General features: G+C 54.2%; 23 protein-coding genes. 17 read left to right on the top strand and 6 right to left on the bottom strand.

The features are described from left to right. The first annotated feature begins 61 nt into the window (after positions 1-61). The 4 genes from THINI_RS17165 to THINI_RS17180 all read left to right on the top strand — a co-directional run bounded on the left by THINI_RS17165 (position 62) and on the right by THINI_RS17180 (position 6,041). Positions 62-1,030, top strand: a complete 969-nt coding sequence (locus tag THINI_RS17165) for a M23 family metallopeptidase (protein WP_002709811.1) — start codon at positions 62-64, stop codon at positions 1,028-1,030. A gap of 116 nt (positions 1,031-1,146) precedes the next feature. Next, entirely contained in the window at positions 1,147-3,849 is a 2,703-nt protein-coding gene (gene secA, locus THINI_RS17170; RefSeq protein WP_040839534.1) for a preprotein translocase subunit SecA, read from the top strand. A 37-nt stretch (positions 3,850-3,886) separates the two neighbouring features. After that, on the top strand, positions 3,887-5,095 hold the full coding sequence (gene argJ, locus THINI_RS17175; RefSeq protein WP_002709813.1) for a bifunctional glutamate N-acetyltransferase/amino-acid acetyltransferase ArgJ: 1,209 nt from the start codon (positions 3,887-3,889) through the stop codon (positions 5,093-5,095). A gap of 7 nt (positions 5,096-5,102) precedes the next feature. After that, positions 5,103-6,041, top strand: a complete 939-nt coding sequence (locus THINI_RS17180) for a Nudix family hydrolase (RefSeq protein ID WP_002709814.1) — start codon at positions 5,103-5,105, stop codon at positions 6,039-6,041. Positions 6,042-6,059: 18 nt separating this feature from the next. Here the strand turns inward: THINI_RS17180 and THINI_RS17185 are convergent, their stop codons facing one another. From THINI_RS17185 to THINI_RS17205, 5 genes are all read right to left on the bottom strand, one after another. Continuing rightward, entirely contained in the window at positions 6,060-6,263 is a 204-nt protein-coding gene (locus tag THINI_RS17185) for a YdcH family protein (RefSeq protein ID WP_002709815.1), read from the bottom strand. Between the two features lie 15 nt (positions 6,264-6,278). Further along, the gene (locus tag THINI_RS17190; RefSeq protein WP_002709816.1) at positions 6,279-7,811 is read right to left on the bottom strand and encodes a DEAD/DEAH box helicase; all 1,533 of its coding nucleotides are present in this window, start codon (positions 7,809-7,811) and stop codon (positions 6,279-6,281) included. 206 nt (positions 7,812-8,017) lie between these two features. Next, a complete protein-coding gene (gene radA / locus THINI_RS17195; RefSeq protein WP_002709817.1) occupies positions 8,018-9,379 on the bottom strand; it encodes a DNA repair protein RadA in 1,362 nt (453 codons plus the stop codon). Continuing rightward, the gene (locus tag THINI_RS17200) at positions 9,372-10,661 is read right to left on the bottom strand and encodes an HlyC/CorC family transporter (RefSeq protein ID WP_002709818.1); all 1,290 of its coding nucleotides are present in this window, start codon (positions 10,659-10,661) and stop codon (positions 9,372-9,374) included. Before THINI_RS17200 ends, radA begins: the two co-directional genes overlap by 8 nt. Further along, positions 10,658-11,467: a cytochrome C assembly family protein gene (locus THINI_RS17205; protein WP_002709819.1), complete on the bottom strand. Its 810-nt coding sequence runs from the start codon at positions 11,465-11,467 to the stop codon at positions 10,658-10,660. Before THINI_RS17205 ends, THINI_RS17200 begins: the two co-directional genes overlap by 4 nt. Before the next feature lie 136 nt (positions 11,468-11,603). On the opposite strand from THINI_RS17205, the gene ffh reads away from it, so the two are divergent. From ffh to trxA, 13 genes are all read left to right on the top strand, one after another. Further along, a complete protein-coding gene (ffh, locus tag THINI_RS17210) occupies positions 11,604-12,989 on the top strand; it encodes a signal recognition particle protein (RefSeq protein ID WP_002709820.1) in 1,386 nt (461 codons plus the stop codon). Between the two features lie 202 nt (positions 12,990-13,191). Further along, entirely contained in the window at positions 13,192-13,464 is a 273-nt protein-coding gene (locus THINI_RS25350) for a hypothetical protein (protein ID WP_154724441.1), read from the top strand. Between the two features lie 323 nt (positions 13,465-13,787). Beyond that, positions 13,788-14,141, top strand: coding sequence for a hypothetical protein (locus THINI_RS17215; protein WP_002709821.1), 354 nt, complete (start codon positions 13,788-13,790; stop codon positions 14,139-14,141). A gap of 241 nt (positions 14,142-14,382) precedes the next feature. After that, positions 14,383-15,630, top strand: a complete 1,248-nt coding sequence (locus THINI_RS17220) for a hypothetical protein (protein ID WP_002709822.1) — start codon at positions 14,383-14,385, stop codon at positions 15,628-15,630. 124 nt (positions 15,631-15,754) lie between these two features. Further along, positions 15,755-16,471, top strand: coding sequence for a DUF1287 domain-containing protein (locus THINI_RS17225; protein ID WP_002709823.1), 717 nt, complete (start codon positions 15,755-15,757; stop codon positions 16,469-16,471). A gap of 169 nt (positions 16,472-16,640) precedes the next feature. Further along, positions 16,641-16,895 (top strand): 30S ribosomal protein S16, encoded by a 255-nt coding sequence (gene rpsP, locus THINI_RS17230; RefSeq protein ID WP_002709824.1) that lies wholly within the window; start codon positions 16,641-16,643, stop codon positions 16,893-16,895. 7 nt (positions 16,896-16,902) lie between these two features. Next, on the top strand, positions 16,903-17,409 hold the full coding sequence (gene rimM / locus THINI_RS17235) for a ribosome maturation factor RimM (RefSeq protein WP_002709825.1): 507 nt from the start codon (positions 16,903-16,905) through the stop codon (positions 17,407-17,409). Between the two features lie 5 nt (positions 17,410-17,414). Beyond that, entirely contained in the window at positions 17,415-18,164 is a 750-nt protein-coding gene (gene trmD / locus THINI_RS17240; protein WP_002709826.1) for a tRNA (guanosine(37)-N1)-methyltransferase TrmD, read from the top strand. A 9-nt stretch (positions 18,165-18,173) separates the two neighbouring features. Beyond that, positions 18,174-18,518 carry a 50S ribosomal protein L19 gene (gene rplS / locus THINI_RS17245; protein ID WP_002709827.1) on the top strand — a complete coding sequence of 115 codons (345 nt, stop codon included), beginning with the start codon at positions 18,174-18,176 and terminating at the stop codon, positions 18,516-18,518. Positions 18,519-18,720: 202 nt separating this feature from the next. Further along, on the top strand, positions 18,721-20,535 hold the full coding sequence (locus tag THINI_RS17250; protein WP_245536639.1) for a putative bifunctional diguanylate cyclase/phosphodiesterase: 1,815 nt from the start codon (positions 18,721-18,723) through the stop codon (positions 20,533-20,535). A gap of 15 nt (positions 20,536-20,550) precedes the next feature. Next, positions 20,551-21,900: a UDP-N-acetylmuramate:L-alanyl-gamma-D-glutamyl-meso-diaminopimelate ligase gene (gene mpl / locus THINI_RS17255; RefSeq protein WP_002709829.1), complete on the top strand. Its 1,350-nt coding sequence runs from the start codon at positions 20,551-20,553 to the stop codon at positions 21,898-21,900. Positions 21,901-21,912: 12 nt separating this feature from the next. Continuing rightward, positions 21,913-22,536, top strand: a complete 624-nt coding sequence (locus THINI_RS17260; protein WP_002709830.1) for a UbiX family flavin prenyltransferase — start codon at positions 21,913-21,915, stop codon at positions 22,534-22,536. Positions 22,537-22,560: 24 nt separating this feature from the next. Continuing rightward, entirely contained in the window at positions 22,561-22,926 is a 366-nt protein-coding gene (gene trxA / locus THINI_RS17265) for a thioredoxin (RefSeq protein WP_002709831.1), read from the top strand. A gap of 52 nt (positions 22,927-22,978) precedes the next feature. On the opposite strand, the gene THINI_RS17270 is transcribed toward trxA, so the two are convergent. Further along, positions 22,979-23,587, bottom strand: a complete 609-nt coding sequence (locus THINI_RS17270) for a metal-dependent hydrolase (protein ID WP_002709832.1) — start codon at positions 23,585-23,587, stop codon at positions 22,979-22,981. Positions 23,588-23,746 lie beyond the last annotated feature (159 nt).

Here is a 23,746-nt window from a genome sequence, read left to right on the forward strand (position 1 = left end):
ACCATTAGAGTCCCATGATCGCATTTTTTGAACTCATAAGGAATCTGAGAGATTTACTATCATGCAGGTAATTTGTCTTAGTGATGATGGCTCGCGTCGTACCTCCTTCATCCTGCACCCCTGGAAACACCTGATTATTCCGGCTGGCGTTGTTGCCTTGTTGTTGGTGGGACTTTCCATCAACCAGATGTTGGGTCTGTACCGGCTGGATGCGACACCGCAGAACGCTGACATTTCCCAAGCTGAGGCTGGCAAACTGCTGTCTGCCCTGGAAGAGCAAATTTCAACCGTCGACCAGATCAAGAAAGCATACGCCAACTATACGGTGGATGTTGACACCTTGTCGGTGCGTTTGGGAACAATGGAAGCTGAAATCGCTCGCTTGAATGCCTTGGCGAAACGTGTTGCCAACAAGGCCAAGCTTGATCCGCAGGAATTTTCGCTGGATGACAAACCCGCCCGGGGCGGTGTTGACGTGGAGGCGGCGGAAGATGGCGTTGTTGAGCGCCAGAAAATTTCCTCAAATGACTTGCTGAGGGCTTTCCAGGCGGCTGAAAATAACGTCGACCGCCAGAAAGGCATGTTGGCAACGCTGGATCAGATACTGGAAGGTCTGACTTTACAGGAAGAGGTCATGCCATCGGGGCGTCCGGTGCACAGCGGTTATATTTCATCCGAATTTGGTTTCCGGCGTGACCCGTTCAATGGCCGCCAGAAAATGCATAAGGGTGTGGATTATGCAGGCCCTACCGGGACAGACATCTTTTCAGTCGGTGGTGGGGTCGTTTCCTTCGTTGGCCGTAAGGCTGGCTACGGCAACGTAGTGGAAATTGACCATGGCGAAGGGGTAATCAGCCGTTATGCCCACCTGAATGCCATCAAGGTCAAGGAAAGCCAGGTGGTGAAAAAAGGCGATATGGTTGCTTGGATGGGTAGTACCGGACGCTCTACCGGCCCGCATCTGCACTTGGAAGTGTTGAAAAACGGTGAACAGGTCAACCCCCGGGAATACCTTGGTTACGAAGAATAATTCACCGTACAGCCAGTTAAACCGTATATAATCAAGACAAACCGTCCGGTGCAGCGCGAGTGGATATGGCGTTGCACCGGACTTTCTATTTGGAAAGGATACAAGAGAGAAAACGTATGCTGGGTTCCGTAGCCAAAGCAATTTTTGGCAGCCGCAATGACCGCCTGGTCAAGTCTTATTCCAAAACAGTCAAAAAAATCAATGCTCTTGAAGAGCAATGTAAAGCCTTGCCAGATACCCAACTGACCGCGAAAACTACCGAATTCCGTAACCGTCTGCAACAGGGTGAAGCCCTGGAAAACCTGCTGCCCGAAGCTTTCGCCGTGGTGCGCGAGGCCAGCCAACGGGTGTTGGGGATGCGCCATTACGATGTACAGATGATCGGTGGCATGGTGTTGAATGACGGCAAGATTGCCGAAATGAAAACCGGTGAAGGTAAAACCCTGGTAGCGACATTGGCGACTTATCTGAACGCCTTGCCGGGTAAGGGGATGCATGTCATCACCGTCAATGACTACCTCGCCCAGCGCGATGCCGCGCAAATGGGTAAGGTGTACAGTTTCCTTGGTATGTCTACCGGCGTCATCGTCAATGGGTTGAATTCTGAAGAACGCCGCGCGGCCTATGGCGCTGACATTACCTACGGTACCAATAACGAATTTGGTTTCGACTACCTGCGCGATAACATGGCTTTCCGCATGGAAGACCGGGTACAGCGCCCACTGAACTACGCGATTGTGGATGAGGTCGACTCGATCCTGATTGACGAGGCGCGTACCCCGCTGATCATTTCTGGCCCCAGCCATGATGCTTCCCAGCTTTATATCGCCATCGACAAACTGATTCCCCAGCTGGTCAAGCAGAAAGAGGAAGACGGGCCGGGTGACTATTCGGTAGATGAAAAAGCCCGCCAGGTTTACCTGACAGAAGCCGGGCAGGAACGTGCTGAACAACTGCTGTGGGAAGCGGCAGTCTTGCCGGAAGGCCAAGGGCTGTACGATAGCGTCAGCATCAGCGTCCTGCATCACCTGAACGCCGCGCTGCGTGCCCACGCACTGTTCCAGCGCAACGTCGATTACATCGTGCGTGATGGCAAGATCGTGATCGTGGATGAGTTCACTGGGCGCACCATGCCGGGTCGCCGCTGGTCAGAGGGTTTGCACCAAGCCATCGAAGCCAAGGAGGAAGTGGAAATTCAGGCGGAAAACCAGACCCTGGCTTCCATCACTTTCCAGAATTATTTCCGTCTGTATGAAAAACTCTCGGGCATGACCGGTACGGCTGATACTGAAGCCTTCGAGTTGCAGCAGATTTATGGGCTGGAAGTGGTGGTTATCCCGACCCATCGCCCGATGGTGCGTATCGACTCCAACGACCTGATCTATCTGACTGCTGAGGAAAAGTACGAGGCCATCATCAAGGAAATTCAGGAGCAGGTCGCCAAAGGCAGGCCGGTGCTGGTGGGTACGGCATCCATTGACACCTCCGAATTGGTTTCCAACAAGCTGAAAGAACTGCGGATTCCACACGAAGTCCTCAACGCCAAGCAGCATGAACGGGAAGCGCACATTGTTGCCAACGCGGGTCGCCCCGGTGCGGTTACTATCGCCACCAACATGGCGGGCCGTGGTACTGACATCGTGCTGGGCGGTAGTGTGGAAGAGGAAATCCGCCAGTTGGGTGAAAACCCCGACCCGGAAGCCGCCGCCAAAATCCGCGCTCTGTGGCAGAAGCGTCACGATGCCGTGGTGGCATCCGGCGGTTTGCACATCCTGGGTACGGAACGGCACGAATCCCGCCGTATCGACAACCAGTTGCGTGGCCGTTCGGGGCGTCAGGGCGACCCGGGTTCCTCACGCTTCTTCCTGTCGTTGGAAGACAACCTGATGCGCATTTTTGCCTCTGACCGGGTCAAGGGCATGATGCAGAAACTGGGGATGGAAAAAGGCCAGGCGATCGAAGCCGGGCTGGTTTCCAAATCCATCGAAAACGCTCAGCGCAAGGTCGAAGCCCACAACTACGACATCCGTAAACACCTGCTGGAATATGATGACGTGGCCAATGATCAGCGCAAGGTCATTTACGCCCAGCGCAATGATCTGCTGGAGGCGGAGGACATCAAGGAAACCATCGACGCCATCCGAGAAGATGTGGTTGATGCCATGTTCAGTACCTACATTCCACCGGGCAGCGTGGATGAGCAATGGGAACTGGACGGCCTGCACAAGCAGCTGTATACCGATTTTGGTCTGGATTTGCCCATCAAGTCATGGCTCGCAGCAGAAAAGAACCTGTACGAAGAAACCTTGCGCGACCGCGTTCAGGAAAAGGCTGCGGCCCTCCTTCAGCAGAAGGAGGACATAATTGGCGCACCCAACATGCGTCGCCTGGAGCGCGATGTCATGCTGCACGTGTTGGACAGCGAATGGAAGGAACATCTGGCGGCGATGGATTACCTGCGCCAAAGCGTTGGGCTGCGTGGCTATGCACAGAAAAACCCCAAGCAGGAATACAAGCGCGAAGCCTTTGAAATGTTCGAGCAATTGCTGGAACGTATCAAGCATGACGTGATTGCCTTCCTGATGCGCATCCAGTTGCAGGAACCGCAACAAGCGATGGCGAATCTGGAAGCGCGTCCCGAGCAGCCGATGGAGTTTTCCCACCCTGATGCCAATACCTTTGAGGAAGAGGAAGAAGTGGTGGATGCGGTCGTGGGCGGTGACACCTACCAGCGGGAAGGGGACAAGGTTGGGCGTAACGACCCGTGCCCCTGTGGTTCCGGCAAGAAATACAAGCAGTGTCACGGTAAACTGAGCTAAGCAATAACGGGAAGCAGTTTTAGCAGGAGTAAGTAACATGGCAGTCAACTTGCAAGCCCCCGAAACCCTGTTGCCGGTCGCTGGTGTGCGGCTGGCGTCGGTCAACGCAGGCATTCGTTACAAAAACCGTAACGATATGTTGCTGATGGAACTGGAACCGGGCAGCCATACTGCCGCCGTGTTTACCCGCAATGCCTTTTGTGCCGCGCCGGTGCATGTCTGTCGCCACAACCTGCAACATTCCAACCCGCGCTACCTGCTGATCAATGCAGGCAATGCCAATGCCGGCACCGGCGAACAAGGGATGCAGGCTGCGCGCGAATGCTGCGAACAGGTGGCGCAGCAGGGCGCGTGCTGGGCGGAACAGGTGCTGCCGTTTTCCACCGGCGTGATTGGGATGCAACTGCCGGTGGAAAAGATGACGGCAGCCTTGCCCGAGGTGTTTGGCAAGCTGGATGCCAATGGCTGGTTGGAAGCTTCGCGCACCATCATGACCACTGACACGGTAGCCAAAGCCATCAGCCGTCAGGTGGAAGTTTTCGGCGAAACCATTACCATCACCGGTATCGCCAAGGGCGCGGGCATGATCCACCCCAATATGGCGACCATGCTGGCCTATGTGGCCACTGATGCCTTGCTGGAAAAAGAAATCCTGCAAAGCCTGCTGAATGACGTAGTGGAAGAAACCTTCAATTGCATCACCGTCGATGGTGACACTTCTACCAATGACTCCTTGGTCGTGGTGGCGACCGGTAGCTCGGGTGTGTATGTCGGTGGTGATGGCTTGCCTGTGTTCCGGCAAGCCTTGCAGGAAGTGTGCCTGTATCTGGCGCAAGCCATCGTGCGAGACGGTGAGGGGGCCACCAAATTCATCAGCATTGAGGTGCAAGGTGCAGCTACCCGCGCCGAAGCCCGGCTGGTCGGCAATACGGTGGCTTTATCCCCATTGGTCAAGACCGCGTTGTTTGCCAGTGACCCCAACTGGGGGCGGATTCTCGCGGCAGTGGGGCGTAGCCCGGTTGATGGGCTGGATGTCAGCTGCATCAGTATCTGGCTGGGGGATACCCTGTTGATTGAAGATGGTGAACCCGCTGCCAGTTACCACGAAGAACTGGGGCAGGTTGAAATGAAACGCGATGAAATCACCATCCGCATCCATCTGGGGCGTGGTGATGCCAGCGCGACGACCTGGACATGCGATTTTTCATACGATTACGTCAAGATCAATGCCGAATACCGGAGCTGATCGGTCGGTGAGTGTAGTCGAACCGTGGTTGCATGTCATGGCCGCAGTCATCCGGGGGCAAGAGGGCAGGATACTGTTGGCGCAACGCCCGCCTGGCAAACACCAGGGGGGCAAATGGGAATTTCCCGGCGGTAAGCTGGAGGTTGGCGAAACCCCATTGCAGGGGCTGAAGCGCGAACTCCATGAAGAGCTAGGCATAGAAGTCCAGCACGCCCAGCCCCTGATCAAGGTACGGCATGTTTACCCCGAAACGGCGGTGTTGCTGGATGTTTGGGAAGTAGACGTTTTTACGGGTGAGCCACATGGCCGTGAAGGCCAGCCTGTAGGTTGGTTTGAAACGGAACAACTGTCTGGGCTGGAATTCCCGCCTGCCAATTACCCCATTGTAACGGCTGCCCGCCTGCCTGAGGTTTGCCTGATTACCCCCGAACCCGAAGACCCAGCGGTTTTCCTGCATAAACTGGAAGTGGCGTTGCAATCCGGTATCCGCTTGGTGCAGTTCCGGGCGAAGCGCTTGTTGCCTGATGAATATCTTGCTTTGGCGCGGGAAACGGCTAGGCTTGCGCATTCCTTTTCAGCCAGGGTTCTCCTGAATTCACCGCCGGTTATGTTGCCGGAAGCAGATGGATTGCACTTGACCAGCGCCCAATTGTGGCAGGATCATGATTGGCAACCCCACAATGGGTGGCTTTCCGCTTCCTGTCACAGCAGGGAAGAGCTGGCACAGGCAGCAGAAATCGGGGTCGATTTTGCCTTTTTGTCCCCGGTATTGCCCACGTTGTCCCATCCCGGGGCGGCACATTTGGGCTGGGAAGCTTTCGCGGCTTGCGTGGAACAAGTCAATTTCCCGGTATACGCCCTGGGTGGACTGGATAACAGCCATGTCGTGGCAGCACGCAAGCGTGGAGGGCAGGGCATCGCCGCCATCCGCAGCTTGTGGAGTTAAGGCAGAACTTGCCGTTCTTTAAGCGTTGAGGTCAGGGATCAGCTGGCTGTTGATGCGCGAAATCATGTCCTTGATTAGCAGTTTGCGTTTTTTCATGCGCGAAAGTGCAAACTGGTCGTGGCCTGGTTCCTCTATTAACGCAGTGATTGCGTCGTCAAGCTCGCGGTGTTCCTGCGTCAGGGCAGCCAGTTTGGCGTGCAGTGCTTCCGTGTCTAGATGCATGTGTATGAATACTGGTTATTTGGTCAGGATACGACGTTTCTTTTCCTTGTAGCGGATGACAACCTGTTTTTCCTTGGGTTTGTCATGCTGTTGCGGCATGTAATCCGGCTTTTCCCAGCTACCGATTTCGTAGGAACCGCCAGTATCACGGCGGGAAGCAGGATTCATACCCAAACCACCGCCGACATCGCGTTTACGCTGTGCGCCACCGTTCAAACGGCCATAAGGGCCTTTGCGCTGGCGTTGCTGTTCGGGTGAGGGTTGTTGCTGCTGTTCGGGTTTGCTACCGCGCGGCCCTTGCGGGTGATTGTTATTGCGCCCCCGGTTGTGGCCATTTTGTGTGGCTTGTTGCTTGCCTTTGCCACCTTTTTTCTGCTGCTGTTTGCCACCGCTGGAGCGTGGTGAGCGTACCGCAGGGGTGAAACCGGAGGTGTGTTCCAGTGGGGCGAGGCCGGGCAATGTGCATTGCTCGATGGAGTCGCCGAGGAAGTCTTCGATCTTTTTCAGGCTCTCGCGTTCGCGTGGCAGGACAATGGCAATAACGGCTTCTTCGCGGGAATCCGCTGGAATGCCTTGCAGACGCGCTTCATAATCTTCAACCTTGGGTGGAAGCTCGGAGTTGATGATGTGCTCTTCGCCTTGCAGGTTGGGGAATACACCATCTTGGTCGGCGTAAATAAGGATGGGCGCAGTCTCGCCATTACGCTCTGCTTCCGGCAAGTCCACGGCAATTTCAGCTGTATGGCCGTGGTTGGCAAGGCTTTCGGCTAACGCTCGGGCGGATTTGTTGGTAACGGTGTAAATGATGGTCGGTTCACCAGAAAATTCATCCAGCAAGTGATCCATCAGGGCAATCTTGTGGGTATAGTCATCCGCCAGATGCACAACCTGTGGAATCTGCAACAGCGGGTTGCGGTCATCTTCTACTTCCAACTCTTCCGCACCTGCCAATACCGCGCGGGCATAAGCGGTAATTTCATCTTCCTGACGCACAAACGCAATCACTGGGCAGGCAGTGGCGCGTTCCGACAGGATTTTGTTGATCAGGCCATGCAAACCCTTGTGGTAGATGGCGCTGAGGTCGTCGATGATCAGCATTTCCAGTTTGGAAAAATCGGCCTTGTTGTTGTCCACCAGGTCATTGAGGCGGCCAGGGGTGGCGATCATCAGATCCAGCGGGCGGCGCAACAGGCGCATTTGTGGCTGGTAAGGGCGGCCACTGACGATGAAACCGGAACGGATCTGTTGTTCATCGCCGGTGAGGCGCTTGATGGTGTAGTTGATCTGGTTCACCCGGTCGCGGCGTGAGGTCAGGATCAGAATGCGTGCATGACGGTGTTCTTCCAGAGGATGGGCCATCACGTAGTCGATGGCGGGTATCAGGAATGCCCCGGTTTTGCCGGAAGCTGATTGAGTCCAGACAATGACGCTTTTATTTTGCGCCATCAGTGGGATCAGCTGCTTTTGCAGTTCAGTCGGGTTCTCGTACCCGGCGGCCTGAATTTTCGCCGCAAACTCTGGATTTAAGCCTAATTCTGAAAAAGACAAGACACATACTCCCCGTCTAAGGATGTGGGTGAGAGTAATTAATAAAACTATCGAATTGGAGAGAGGAAGCCAGCAACAATGTGCCCTCAGCTATTTGCCCGTAACCCGTATTTTGTAACGTAAATTTAAGTTGCTTCCCGAACCGATGATAAAATTATTATATCTGTTGCGGGTAGTCAACAATTATGCGCGCTATTGTCGCAAATTTACATCACAATTTCGATTGCTTTTTCCAATCTTGCAATGGCTACTACCTTCATGCCCTCAATCGGATGGCGTGGTTTATTACCTTTCGCTACGATAGCCTGTTTAAAACCGTGTTTGGCAGCCTCACGCAACCGCTCCTCGCCGTTTGGTACGGGACGAATCTCGCCAGCCAGCCCAACCTCTCCGAAAACCACCAGATCAGCAGACAAAGGACGATTGCGAAAACTTGAGAGCGCTGCAAGCAACAATGATAAATCGGCAGCGGTTTCTGAAATCTTAACACCACCGACAACATTTATGAATACGTCTTGATCGAACATTGAAATTCCGCCGTGCCTGTGTAGCACTGCCAGCAGCATGGCCAGGCGGTTTTGTTCCAGGCCAAGGGTGACGCGGCGGGGGGCTGCCCCATGGCTTTCATCGACCAGCGCCTGCACTTCCACCAGCAGCGGGCGGGTGCCTTCGCGCGTGACCATGATGACGCTGCCCGAAACAGGTTCCTCGTGGCGGGAGAGGAAAATGGCCGAAGGGTTGCTGACGCCTTTCAGGCCCTGTTCGGTCATGGCGAATACGCCGAGTTCGTTGACTGCGCCGAACCGGTTCTTGACAGCGCGCAGGATGCGGTAACGGCCGCCGGGGTCGCCTTCAAAATACAGCACGGTGTCGACCATGTGTTCGAGTACGCGCGGGCCTGCCAGTGTGCCTTCCTTGGTGACATGGCCAACCAGAAACATGGCGGTTTGGGTCTGTTTGGCGAAACGCACCAGTTTGGCGGCGGATTCGCGGATCTGGCTAACCGAGCCGGGCGCGGATTGCAGGCTATCGGTGAAAATGGTCTGGATGGAGTCGACCACCATCAGACCGGGCTGTTCCTGCGCGGCCAGGGTGAGGATGTTTTCTACGCAGGTTTCGGTCAGCAGGCGTAGGTTGTCGGTGGGCAAGCCCAACCGCCGGGCGCGCAGGCCGACTTGTTGCAGGGATTCTTCGCCCGTCACATACAGGCTTTTCAGCTCGGTGAGTGTGGCCAGGGTTTGTAGCAGGATGGTGGATTTTCCAATGCCGGGGTCGCCGCCAATCAGGACGACAGAACCAGCCACCAGCCCGCCGCCCAGTACCCGGTCGAGTTCGGCCTGATGGGTGGCGATGCGCGGGTCTTCGCTCAGGCTGACTTCGTGCAGGGAACGGATGGCGGTTTGTTCGCCTGCGTAGCCGCCGGAACGGTGCTGGGGGCTTTTGTTGGCGGGGAGGGCGACACTTTCTTCCAGCGTGTTCCATGCGCCGCAATCGCCGCATTGGCCGCTCCATTTGCTGTGCAGGCTGCCGCAGGCGGTGCAGTAATACTGGAGCTTGGCCTTACTCATCCATTTCCGCCCGGATACGCTGGATTTGGGGGTGGATGATCAGCGTTTTGACCGCATTGTTGCGGGTTTTGCGGATTTCCAGCGGGTAATCGTCAATCAGCACGGTCATGCCGGGTACGGGGATGGATTCCAGGTATTCGAGGATCAGGCCGTTAATGGTTTTGGCGTCTTCTGCGGCAAAATTGCTGCCCAGTTCGCGGTTGATGTCGCGGATGGATAGGGAGCCATCCACCCAATAGCCGCCGTCTTCCATCTGGCGTATTTCGCGAGTCTGGGTTGCAGGTACGGTGGAAAACTCGCCGACGATTTCTTCCAGAATGTCTTCCAGGGCGACCAGGCCGAGGATTTCGCCGTATTCATCCACCACCAGGGCGATGCGGCGGTTTTCTTCCTGAAAGTTCAGCAGTTGTTGGGTCAGGGTAGTGCTTTCCGGGATGAAATAGGCGGGGCGGATGCTGGCTTCAAACCGTTCCCGGTCAAGGTGGCCGTCGCGGAACAGTGGCAGCAGCTTGCGCAGGTGGACAAAGCCGATCACGTTATCGAGATTTTCCCGGTATACCAGCAAACGGGTGAAGTTGCTGTTGACGATCTGTTCTTCCAGTTCGTTCCAGTCGTCGTTCAGATCCAGCCCGACCAGCTGGTTGCGGGGAATCATGATGTCTTCAACCGTGGTGGTTTCCAGATCCATGACCCGTAGCAGCATGTCGAGGTGGTTTTGTGGAATGTGTGTGCCTGCGGAACTGACCACGGTGCGCAGTTCATCATGGCTGAGAGCGACCCGGCTGGTTTCATCGCTGTGCGCGCCGAACAGTTTCAGTAGGTTGTTGGTGACCAGGTTCAGCAGCAAGACGAACGGCCACATGATTTTCATTAGGACAGCGTAGATGCGCGAGGCGATGAAGGCGATCCGTTCCGGATGCATGGCAGCCAGGGTCTTGGGGGTGATTTCGCCAAAAATCAGCAGCAGGAAGGTCAGGATGCCGGTGGCGATTGCCAGGCCCGCGTCGCCAAACAGCCGTAGCCCCAGCAGGGTAGCAAGCTGGGTGATGAGGATGTTAATGAAGTTGTTGCCTAGCAGGATCAGGCTGATCAGCCGGTCGGGTTTATCCAGCAACTTTTGCGCGAGTAGTGCGCCCGCATGGCCTTTTTCCGCTTGATGTTTCAGCTTGTAACGGTTCAGCGACATCAGGGCTGTTTCCGACCCTGAGAAAAAGGCTGATAGCAGGAACAGGATAAACAGGGCCGCAAACAGGATGCTTAACGGTAGGTCGTTGATGCTCACAATGGTTTTACCAGGAATTCCAGGACGAACTTGCTGCCAAAAAACGCCAGCATCAGCAGGAAAAAGCCACTTAGCGTCCAGCGGATGGCGATACGCCCGCGCCAGCCATACAGCCAGTGTCCGGCTAGCAGTGCTGTAAACACCACCCACGCGATAATGGACAGGACAGTCTTATGTACGAGATGTTGGCTGAACAGGTTATCAATATACAACGCCCCGCTCAGCAGCCCGAATGACAACAGGATAACGCCTAACAGGATCAGCTTGAACAGCAACGATTCCATATCCAGCAAGGGCGGCAGGGTACGGATCAGGCCGCCCGGGTGGTGGTTGTGCAAGTGTCGGTTTTGCCATGCCAGCAGCAGCGCCTGTAAGGCGGCCAGCGTCAACATGCTGTAAGCTAGCAGGGATGTGAAAATGTGTATCTCCAGCCCATTATTTAGGTGGATGGCGGTGGAATGGTCGCTTTCCAGCAAGGGCAACAGCATGGCGGTCAGGCTGAATGGCGCGACAAATACCCCGAGAGTTTCCAGTGGGCGGCTGAGCATGGTGACAAACAGCAACATGCTGGTCAGCCACATGACAATGGAACCTGCCGTCGTGAAATTGATGGAAATTTCAGTTGGCTGCCAGATATTCTGCAAGATAGTCCACCCATGCAAACCCAGCGCCGTCAGCCACGCCAGGATCAGCAGATGCCGGTATTGGGGCGGTTTTCCCTGTAAACGGTTACGCAGGCGCACACCAATCAACAGCCACGTCGCCACCCACGCCAATGCTGCCAGCAGATTGATCGTTATTGTCATTCTCAAACAGGTTTCAAGTGTTAGCTAAAAAATTCAGTATAAGCGGCCTTCCTTCTGGAATGCATTCACTTTTACACAAGACTTTGATGTTATGATAGCAACTTGTGCCTGAATTGGGACTAGAAAGAAGTCAATCATGTTCGAGAATTTGAGCGAACGTCTCTCGCAGACGGTAAAAAAACTACGCGGCCAGGCTCGCCTGACCGATGAAAACATCAAGGATGCGCTGCGTGATGTGCGGATGGCGCTGCTGGAGGCGGATGTTGCCCTGCCGGTAGTGCGCGAATTTACCAATCGGGTGCGTGAGCGGGCAATTGGCCAGGAAGTCCTGGAAAGCCTGAGTCCTGGCCAGGCGCTAATCAAGGTGGTGAATGATGAGCTGGTAGCCATCATGGGCAGTGCTAATGAATCCTTGTCCCTGAATGCCCAGCCGCCTGCTGTCATCCTGATGGCGGGTTTGCAGGGTGCAGGTAAAACCACCACGGTAGGCAAGCTGACCCGTTTCCTTAAGGAGCGGCAAAGCAAATCCGTGATGGTGGCCAGTTGCGACGTATACCGCCCAGCAGCCATCAAGCAGCTGGAAACTATCGCGGGTCAAACCGGTGGGGTTTTCTTCCCCAGTGAACCAGCCCAGAAGCCGGTGGAAATCGCCAAGGCAGCTCTGGAGCATGCCAAGCGCAAGTATATGGATGTGCTGATTATCGACACGGCAGGCCGTTTGCACGTTGACGCTGGCATGATGGCTGAAATCCAGGACATCCATGCTGCCGTGAAGCCGGTGGAAACACTGTTTGTGGTTGATAGCATGACGGGGCAGGATGCAGCCAATACCGCCAAGGCATTTGGTGATGCCCTGCCGCTGACTGGCGTGGTGCTGACCAAGGCGGATGGTGATGCGCGTGGGGGGGCTGCGTTGTCAGTGCGGCAGATTACCGGCAAACCGATTAAGTTCATCGGGATGGGGGAAAAGCTGGATGCATTGGAGCCGTTTTACCCTGATCGGATGGCCTCCCGTATCCTCGGTATGGGCGACGTACTCAGCCTGATCGAAGAGGCGCAGCGCCAGGTCGACCACAAGAAAGCCCAGCAACTGGCCAAAAAGCTGAACAAGGGCAAGTCATTCGATTTCGAGGATTTGCGCGATCAGATGCAGCAAATGCTGAAAATGGGTGGCATGGCGGGTTTGTTGGACAAGCTTCCGGGGGCTGGCAATCTGCCTGCCAATGTCAAGGATCAGGCAAATGACAAGGAAGTCCGCCGCATGATTGCCATCATCAATTCCATGACGCTGGAAGAACGCCGTAACCCTGATGTCATCAAGGCGTCACGCAAGCGCCGGATCGCCGCCGGGTGTGGCTTGCAGGTGCAGGATGTGAACCGCCTGCTCAAGCAGCACCAGCAAATGAGCAGGGTCATGAAACAGTTTTCCAAGGGCGGTGGCTTGCGGAAACTGATGGGGGGGCTGAAAGGCAAGATGCCCGCCGGTGGAGGCTTCCCGCCAATGGGGGGGTTCCCGGGGTAAGGCAGGGCAAGGCTGATTGTTTGCAGTTTTTATGCTGCTTGCCATTTTTGGGACAAGATGGATTTGCCTACTGATTTGTCTGGTTGTATGATGCGCTTCATCCAGAGATTATAATGGTCTGGATTACGATCTGTATCAGCGCCAGTCTGGGCGAGATAAAGATTTCCCTTTCCGAATCAATAGTTTAGAGAGTTTTACTACTATGAAAATGAAATCTCAAATGGCTATCGCTGGCCTGTTGTTCGCTGGTCTTCTGGCAACTGGTTGTAGCCAACAGCAGTCTACTGGTGGCCAGCAAGTTGCTGAACCTGAGCCAGCGCCAGCGCCAGCGCCTGTTGCTCCAGCACCGGCTCCAGCACCGGCACCTGTTGCCCCAGCCCCGGTTGTTCCTCATGTTAAGGCCAAGGGCAACTACAAAGGTCCTGTTTCCATGGATCCTGCTTCCGCAGCAGCCATGCAGCAATACCAGAAGTAATTGCTTTGCGGGAAAACTGTACCCTTTAGAATGGGTTAAGTTACCGGAAAAGCCTCTTGTGAATGCAAGGGGCTTTTTTATTGCATGAGCTAGAAAAATAATAATAACTTATTAATATATAATTTCTTTTTTGTTTGAACCTTTTGCTGATTTGATGCAACCTATTTGCCACCTTATCGGGCTACCTGTAGGGGGCGATGTCAAGGCTTTAGCCTGCTGATACGTGAATTAATGCTAAATTTGCTCGGATTGGAGTGAAGAAGTCCCTGATTATTTGCTACAATTCAAATGCTTTCCCTTAAACAATGAAAGAGACCAAGACGATGAAGATCAAATCCCAACTGACACTGGCAACCCTGATTGTTGCTGGCATGTTCGCCACTGGCTGCCAACAGATGAGCCAGCAGACCGCCCAGCAAGCCGCACCTGCCGCTGAAACAGCTGCTCCCGCCGCCGCCGCTCAGGATGCCAACTACCACTGCCATGAAGATGCGCCGCCTTGTGCAACCAAGTGCCATAGCCATCCGGGAGCCACCCCTGGGCATAAACACGTATATGGCTGTGTTGCAGGTCAGAAGCGTCCAATGGTTCCTCAGGTCAAGGCCAAGGGCAACTACAAAGGTCCGGTCATGATGGATCAGTCTTCCAAGGATGTCATGCAGCAATACCAGAAGTAATTTCTGGTTGTTGTCAGTGGTTGCTGGCTGTTGATGCCAATGTGCCAAAAACCGCAAAAGAGCTGCCCAGTTACGGTGTGACTGGGCAGTTTTTTGTTGAAATTCTCGATAAGTCGATCTAGGCTAGCAGCCTTCGGGAACTTATGGGTGCTTTTTCCTGTCACTGAAGCAGGGGAAGATCAATTGGGCGTCTATACTATCCAGTGTTCTTTTTGATCAATCGAATCAAGTTGTGGATTTCATGAAAAAAACATTTGCATTGGCATTGTTGCTTGCCGTTATTTCGTTTCTGCCTTCCATTGCATCCGCCAGTGTCTGGCCGAATGAGAACGAATGGAATGACATGTGGGAAGATAATTACCGCCAGTGGGTACGCACCAACTGGAAAGACGACATTTTCATGGATCCAGCCAAGCCCATTTACTACAAGTACGAAAATGACTGCGCGGATGCCGTATACGCCATGCGCCTGATTTTTGCATTCGAGCATCGCTTGCCATTTGTCATCAACAATAGGGACAAGGCCGGGAAATTGATCAGCAACAGCATGTCGACCTGGGATAATCTGCCACCTGACCGGCGTGTGCGGCAATTCATGGATTATGTCGCCGACATGACCAGCAGTGAGTCACTGCGTAATGATACTTACCCCGTCGCCTTGGTTGACATCAAACCGGGGGATGTTTATGTGGCGCCTGGCGTGCATTCCTACCAGATTGCCGATGTAACGGATGCGGGCATTGCGGAAGTCATGGCCTCGACTACCCCGAAGCAGGCGCGCTATTTGTTGCGCACGCCTTCTTTCCCGTTTTATGTGCCGGAAGACAAGCGCCTGGGTGATGGCTACCGCCGTTTCAAGCAACCACAAAACATCATGAAACCGGCCAGTGCGCAACCCGGTTACAGTGAGGAACAATTCCATCTGGCGGCTGACCTTGCTTACGACTATGTGGCTTTTACCGACATTATTTCCCACAAGCTTGCCAAGCGCCCGGAGACGGCGGATGAAAAAACCCAGCGCCTGCTGCTGGCCTTGTGCATGTATGCCAATGACCGCGCCGTTTATGTGTATGACGCCTTGTGGTATTTGCAAAAAATCCGCGGTGAAGGCCGCCGTTGCATGAATGCCAGGGAATATGATGACCATTCCACACCTGGTCGTGACAAACGCCTGAAAATGTTCTTTGATTCCATTCGCCGCCATCTGGATCGTATCGGGCGTTTTGATCCGCGTTCCCAGCCGGCACGTTGGGCAAAAGCCGTGTTCGCTAACGATCAGCCACCGCCACAGGAAATGAAAAGCCTCGATGGGTTCTGTGAAGTTCAAATGACTTTAGTGGACGAAGGTGAAAAAGACTACAAAATGAGCTTGCGTGAATTGCGTCAGAATGTTGAGGCGGGCGCGTTGGTTTCAGACCCGCATGCGCCATTGCCATACCGCTGGGGCATCGAAAAAACGCCGTTTAATTCTGGATGTCCGACTTATTAAGCCTGGGTATTCTTTTGTCGGGTTAGTCTGGCATTCCATAGGGGACTATTATAAAACTAAATTGGAATGCCAGATTGGTTAAGGGAGTCTGTTCACTCGATATGTGGAAACAGGAGTGGGGTAAATGAGTAGTATTTTTAGTGGGTTGTGTCGCCCGGGTTTGGGGCTGGCAGTACTGTTGTCGGGTATGGTACTGGTTGTTGGGCTGGAGGGTTGTTCTTCGCAGCAGACAACGGCGACAGCGGATGTGCAACGTTCAGGAGCTGCCCGTACCAACGTGGCGACACCAGACCGTTTGTCGTATGCGGCTCTTGACCGGCTGCGCCATCGGGTCGTGTATGATGGGCGTTATGTGCCGATTGCCTATCCGAATGGGGATGTGCCGGCCAATATGGGGGTGTGTACCGATACAGTGATCCGGTCTTACCGGAAGCTGGGGATAGATCTGCAACGTTTGGTGCATGAGGATATAGAGCGTAACTTTTATGCCTATCCACGCTTGGCAAAATGGGGGCTGAGTGCGCCAGACAGTAATATTGATCATCGGCGGGTACATAACCTGAAAGCATTTTTTACCCGTCATGGCGCAGCCCTGCCTGTGACTGGCAAGGCAGCTGATTACCGCCCGGGTGATCTTGTTACTTGGAGCCTTGGGGGTGATCAGGAACATATCGGGATTGTTGTTAGTCGGAAGTCTTCGACTGACCCTAACCGCTATATGATTGTCCATAATATTGGTGAGGGTGAGAAGATGGAGGATGTTTTGTTTGCCATGCCCATCACCGGGCATTACCGGTATTTTCCAGGCAATGGTGGTACGAAATACGCTGCTGCTTCGTAAGCCGGGTAGCTGATAAGCCCATTCGTGAAAAAGCCCCTGTATGCAGGGGCTTTTTTGTTATAGGCAGCTAATCAGTGCTTCACTTTTTCTGAAATTAACGTAGAATTGCGCGTTTACTTCGGGCAGCCCACCTGCCCTGCGTTAACAGTATTTTTTGTAAGGTTTTGTAATGGTTAATATTCGTTTGGCTAGGGGTGGTGCGAAAAAGCGCCCATTTTACCATATCGTAGTCAGTGACAAACGCAAGCCGCGTGACAGTGGCTACATTGAGCGGGTTGGCTACTTCAACCCGGTAGCGCGTGGCCAGGAAGTGCGTCTGCATGTTGAGCAAGACCGCGTTGCCTACTGGTTGGGCTGTGGTGCACAGCCCAGCGAACGCGTTGCCAAGCTGCTGAAAGAAACAGCCGAAACGGCTGTGGCCTAACCGCAGAATGCCCCAGCCGGACATGATTACGTTGGGAAAAGTTTCCGGCGTATTTGGCGTCAAAGGTTGGGTAAAAGTGTTTTCACACACCGAGCGGCGTGAAGCGATCCTGGAATACAATCCCTGGTTCGTACAAATCGGCGGTAAGTGGAAGGCTTGCAAACTGGTTAATGGACAAGTGCAGGGAAAAGGGATCGTTGCCCAGCTTGGCGGGGTGGCAGACCGGGATGCTGCTGAAAAACTGGTGGGTTGTGCCATCGCTGTTCCACGTGAACAGTTGCGTAGGTTGGGGCAGGATGAATATTACTGGACTGATCTCATGGGCATGGAAGTCATTACCAGCGGAGGCATGAGCCTTGGCAAGGTTGACCACCTGTTTGAAACCGGAGCCAATGATGTGCTGGTTGTCCAGGGTGAGCGGGAACGTTTGTTGCCGTGGATCATAGGTGATGTCATCAAGTCGGTTTCGTTGGATGAAAAGCGCATCGTGGTTGACTGGGATGCGGATTTCTAACGGCCATGCGGTTTGATGTTGTCACGCTGTTTCCGGAACTGGTTGAAACTGTCGTTAAATGCGGTGTGACTGGCCGGGCGGCGGAGCGGGGGCTTATCGCTTTGCGGCAATGGAATCCGCGCGATTATGCAGCCGATGTGCACAGGACGGTAGATGACCGCCCTTATGGCGGTGGCCCGGGCATGGTGATGAAAGGCGACTGTCTGTTACAGGCAATACGTGACGCCCGTCAGGAAAATCCGGGCAAGGTGGTTTACCTGAGTCCGCAAGGCACGCCGTTAAACCAGGCTCTCGTTAGCGAACTGGCAGGGGAGCGGGGTATCATCTTGCTGTGTGGCCGCTATGAAGGCATTGACGAGCGTGTCGTAAAGCTGGAAGTCGATATGGAATGTTCCATTGGAGACTACGTGCTCAGTGGTGGTGAATTGGCGGCAATGGTGCTGATTGATGCGCTGACCCGTTTGCTGCCAGGTGCTCTTGGGCATCATGAATCAGCGGTTCAGGATTCCTTTTTTGATGGATTGCTGGACTGCCCGCACTACACCCGGCCAGAGATTCTGGAAGGAATGGAAGTGCCTACAGTATTAAAAAGCGGCAATCACGCAGAGATTGCCCGCTGGCGCAAAAAACAGGCGCTGGGAAAAACATGGCGACGCAGGCCGGAATTGTTACAGGCACGGCAGTTGACGGACAGTGAGCGTGTGTTGCTGGACGAGTATATAAATGAGTTTGAAAGAAGTACGGAACTTCATTAGAGGATCATCATGAACACGATTATTCAACAACTTGAACAAGAGCAAATGACCAAGGCAATCCCTGATTTCAATCCGGGCGACACCGTTGTTGTTCAGGTACGTGTCAAGGAAGGCGACAAAGAGCGCCAACAGGCTTACGAGGGTATTGTGATTGCGAAGAAAAATCGTGGTCTGAATTCTTCTTTCACCGTGCGAAAAATGTCTTACGGCGAAGGTGTTGAGCGTGTGTTCCAGACTTTCAGCAACAGCATTGCGGGCATCGAAGTGAAGCGCCGTGGTGATGTTCGCCGCGCCAAGCTATATTACCTGCGTGGCCGTACCGGTAAATCTGCGCGTATCAAGGAAAAGGTCTAAGCCCTTTCTTTGGCTGTTTTGCCGAGCCGGCAGCACTGAAGCGGGTGCTGCCGGCTTTGTTGCGCCTACTGTTTTTGGCATCGCGGGGTGTTGCCAAGCCGTTTCATCGCCTGAGCCTGTACATCACAGTATTGTACGCTTATCATTAGCGCCAAAATAATTATTCAGAATAAGGGACGCCCTACGTGGCGTGGGGGCTGGTTTGGCCGACTTTTTCAATATCTTACCCAATAGTGCCATGTTGGTTTTGCTGTTGACCGGTGGCGTGGTACTTGCTATAGCCGGATGGTCATGGTTTGTGCGACGTCATTCCCGACGGCAATTGCAGCTTGCACAGCAGAATATGCTGGTTTCCGCCTTGGCCGATGTGCAGGAAGCGGCAATTCTGGTGGATGCCAATGGCATGGTAGGTTTCATCAATCCAGCAGCGGAAAAGATCCTGAAATATAAAATCCGCAGTGCACGCGGCAAGCACTTCAGCGACCTGTTTGCCCTGATTGAACCGGTGACCCACAACCCGGTTCCCTGGCTGGATAAAGCCAAACGCAACGACCGCCCGATGTTACGGCACGCCCTGTTGAACGCCAGTGGCCTGAACGAAGTGCAGATGACCTATACCGTGCAGCCCATTACCTATGAGGATGCCAGCCAACCCTGTTACATGTTGCTGTTGCGCGACCAAACGGAGTTGTATGCCTTGCAATTGCGTCTGGATCACGCGGAAATGCACGATGCCCATACCCGGTTGTTGAACCGCAAAGGTTTTGAGTTGCGTCTGAAAGTGGCGATTGACCAAGTGCACAAGCATGGGGTTAAACATTCTTTTTGCCTGATTTCCATGGATCAGTTCAAGCTGGTCAATGATTCCATGGGGCATACCGGTGGTGATGTGCTGATTGAGCGCATTGCGGACATGCTGAAAGATGAAATTGATGGCCGCCGCGATGTATTGGCGCGTTTAGGGGGGGATGAGTTCGGTATCCTGTTCCAGGAAATCGAGCCGTCGGTTGCCATCCGCGCGGCTGAACATGTGCGGCGGCGGTTGGAGCAGTACGATTTCCAGTGGAACAAAAAACGCCAGAAAGTCACTGCCAGTATTGCATTTGTACCTTTGTACAAAAACCTCAGGACACCCAACCGGATATTGTCGGATGCGGATGTGGCTTGCCGGATAGCAAAAAGCCGGGGCGGCAACCGTATCCATATCTACAAGCCAAATGATCAGGAAATCCTCAAGCAGCAGGGTACGATTGTATGGTTGGGCAGGTTGAAAAAAGCTTTTGAGGCCGGTAATTTCCGTCTGGTGGCGCAGCCTATCCATCCCCTGGAGCCAGCAGAATTTAAGAAGCCGTTTTGCCATTATGAAACGCTGGTGCGCCTTTATGACGAGAATAACCAGCCAGTCCCGCCGGATGAGTTTATCCCGGCGGCAGAGGCCTATTCCATGATGCCGCGCCTGGATCGCTGGGTAGTCAGTAAGCTGATCCAGACCCTGAAAGAAGTGACCCAGAAAGTGCCCCGCCCGGTGTTTGCGGTCAATCTTTCGGGGCAAAGCCTGGATGAACCGGCGTTCCTACAGTTTGTGCTGGATGAAATCCAGACCGCAGGCATCAGCCCAGGGATGCTGTGCTTTGAGATCACCGAGCGGGTGGCCATCCACAACCTTGAATTGGCGCAACACTTTATCGAAACCCTGAAAGGGCTGGGGTGCAGCTTTTCACTGGATGACTTCGGTACAGGTGTCAGCTCGTTTGGCTACCTGAAATCCCTGCCGGTGGATTACCTGAAAATCGACGGCAGTTTCATCAAGGACATCGCCAATGACGACGTGGCGAACGCGATGGTGCGCTCAGTCAATCAGGTAGGGCATCTGATGGGGGTGAAAGTGATTGCGGAATACGTCGAAAATGACCGGGTCATACAGATTCTGCGCGAGATTGGTGTAGACTTCGGCCAGGGTTACGGCATTTCCAAGCCTATCCCGATCGAAGAAGTTATCCGTAACCACGTTATTTAAGGATTCGGCCAAGCGGTGAAAATTCATATTCTGGGTATCTGCGGCACCTTCATGGGCGGTATTGCCCTGCTGGCGCGCGCCAACGGGCACGAGGTTACAGGTTCCGACGCCAATGTTTATCCGCCCATGAGCACCATGCTGGCCGAGCAGGGGGTAGGGATCATGCAGGGCTATCAGCCGCAGGATTTGCCGCAGGATGCTGACGCCATCGTGGTCGGCAATGTCATGCGCCGTGGCCTGGAGGTGGTGGAGCATGTGCTGGATTACGCCCTGCCATACATTTCAGGCCCGCAATGGCTGTATGAAAATATCCTGTGTGAGCGTTGGGTGCTGGCCGTTGCGGGTACGCATGGCAAAACCACTACCGCCAGCATGTTGGCCTGGATTCTGGAATACGCTGGGTTGCAGCCCGGTTTTCTGATTGGTGGCGTGCCGGAAAATTTCGGTGTTTCCGCGCGTCTCGGCGATGCGCCGTTTTTCGTGGTGGAAGCGGATGAGTACGACACGGCCTTTTTCGACAAGCGTTCCAAATTTGTGCATTACCACCCGCGTACTGTCGTCCTGAATAATCTGGAATATGATCACGCCGACATATTTCCGGATCTTCAAGCCATCAAGACCCAGTTTCACCATTTGATGCGTACCGTACCAGGCAATGGTTTGGCTGTAGTCAATGGGTGCGACGCCAATCTCAGGGAAACATTGGCCATGGGCTGTTGGACGCCAGTGGAAACGTTTGCCGACGGTGATTGGCGGGCGGAATACCTGCAAGCTGACGGCAGTGAGTTTCGCGTATTCTGCAAGGGCGAAGCGCACGGGATTGTGCGCTGGAGCCAGCTTGGGGAACACAACGTCAATAATGCGCTGGCGGCGATTGCAGCCGCGCGTCACGCGGGTGTTCCTACCGCCCATGCAATTGCTGCGCTGGCAGAATTCCGGGGTGTGAAGCGCCGTATGCAGGTGCGTGGCGAAGTGCGCGGCGTAACAGTATACGATGACTTTGCCCATCACCCGACAGCTATTGTCACCACCCTGGCTGGGTTGCGGGCGAAAGTTGGCAACACGCGCATCATTGCGCTGCTGGAACCACGCTCCAACACCATGCGGTTGGGGACGCACAAGGCGGCGCTGGCGGCATCTTTGCAGGCGGCGGACAGCGTTTTCCTCTACCAACCGCCGGGGTTGGACTGGAATCTGGCCGATGTGGTGGCGGATATTGGCAGCAAAGGCCAATTGGCGCAGGATATTGACCGGCTTGTTGACAGTGTGGCGCGGCAAGCGCAGGCTGGAGACCATGTTTTGATTATGAGTAATGGCGGTTTTGGCGGCATCCATGACAAGCTGTTGGGCAAATTGGCGGGTTAAGGATCTGTTTGTTTGAAAACCATTACCCTGATCATGACTGGCGCATCGGGCGCACAATATGGCTTGCGGCTTCTGGAATGCCTGTTGAAAGCAGGCTGCCAGGTGTATTTGCTGCTATCGCGTCCGGCGCAGGTGGTTATCAATATGGAAACGGAACACCGCCTGCCGGGACGTGCCAGTGAAATCCAGCATTATTTCAGCCAGTTGCATGGGGCGCAGCCCGGGCAGTTGCAGGTGTTCGAACGTGAGCAATGGACAGCGCCGATTGCCAGCGGCAGCGCGGTGGCCGAAGCAACCGTGGTTTGCCCTTGCACCACCGGCACGCTTTCCGCCATTGCCTGTGGCAGCAGCCGCAATCTGATTGAGCGGGCAGTGGATGTTGCCCTGAAAGAACGTAAGAAACTGATTTTAGTGGTGCGTGAAACCCCGTTTTCCGAGATTCATCTGGAAAACATGCTGAAACTGGCACGGATGGGGGTTATCATCATGCCCGCCAATCCGGGGTTTTACCAACGCCCGGCATCCGTGCAGGAACTGGTTGATTTCATGGTGGCGCGGGTACTGGACCATCTGGATATTCCGCAGACCTTGTTACCCCGCTGGGGTCAGGAACAGGCGGAACCACAGGATTTTTGATTCGAGACTATTTAGGAGTATGCCATGGCTGCCGAAGAAATGACCGCGCAGACGTTTGAAGAAACCATTACCGGCAATGATATCGTCATCATTGACTTCTGGGCTCCCTGGTGTGGCCCATGTCGTTCATTTGCACCCATTTTTGAGAAAGTATCCGAAAACCACCCTGACATCGTGTTCGCCAAGGTGAATACCGAGGAAGAGCAGGAGTTGGCGGGACATTTCCAGATCCGTTCCATTCCGACACTGATGATTTTCCGTGAGCAGGTCATCCTGTTTGCTGAAGCCGGCATGTTGAGCGAGCCGCAACTGGAACAGGTTATCAGTAAGGTGCGGGAGCTGGACATGGCCAAGGTTCACGCTGATATTGCTGCCCAGCAGCAACAGTAATTCCCTCTATTGGCCAGTGCAGGGGTGTAAGGTTGCGCCCCTGTCTGGCTTGCTAAATTCCCCACAAGGCGAAGAAGCTGACAAAGCCGATAGCCAAAATGCCGTAAAATTCGGCAACCCTGCCCCGGCCAATCGGAACCAGGGAAGACCGTGTTCCGGTAGGTGAATCCACAAACCTGACATTATCCAGGTCGTCCAGCAACAAATGCAGCACATAGCTGGCACTGGAAGCCAGGAATGCCGGCAGCGCCGCTGCATCCCCTGCTGTCAGGTAAGCAACCCACGCCACCCCCAAAGACAGGCAAACGGCCGCCAATACCGAGTGGGTATGCCCACCGCGCTTCATGATCTGATGCAACAGTTCCCAGAAACGGGACACCATGAACACTGCCACGGGGATTGCCAGCAGCAAATCAGTTGGCCGGTAAATGAACTGGATGACCGGCACAATGAAGGCAGCCAGGCCGCTGAACCAGCGCACAACCCTGAAACCGCTGGAATGGGTGTTATCAATGTCTGGCAGCAGGCCGCCGATATAACCACTGAGTGTGATAACAGCCAGAACTTCCCACCCCAACTGTGGTGCAAATGTGCTTGAAATGGTTGCGGCTCCGATGCCTGCTGCCAGCGCTGCCAGATGATACGAACTGTACTCTGCCATGATGATGCCCCTGTTAGCTGAAATTTGTTTTTACAATGCGTGCCCCACTAGGCTTTACCAGCTTCTGGATAAAGCTATAAACTCTTAGTAAAGATCAGGCCGAATAAGTTCCGGCCTCTTCTCTACCCCGTTGTTGTGTGTCTGAACCCTTGGGGAAAG

This window comes from Thiothrix nivea DSM 5205 (assembly GCF_000260135.1).
In the GTDB taxonomy this organism is placed as follows: domain Bacteria; phylum Pseudomonadota; class Gammaproteobacteria; order Thiotrichales; family Thiotrichaceae; genus Thiothrix; species Thiothrix nivea.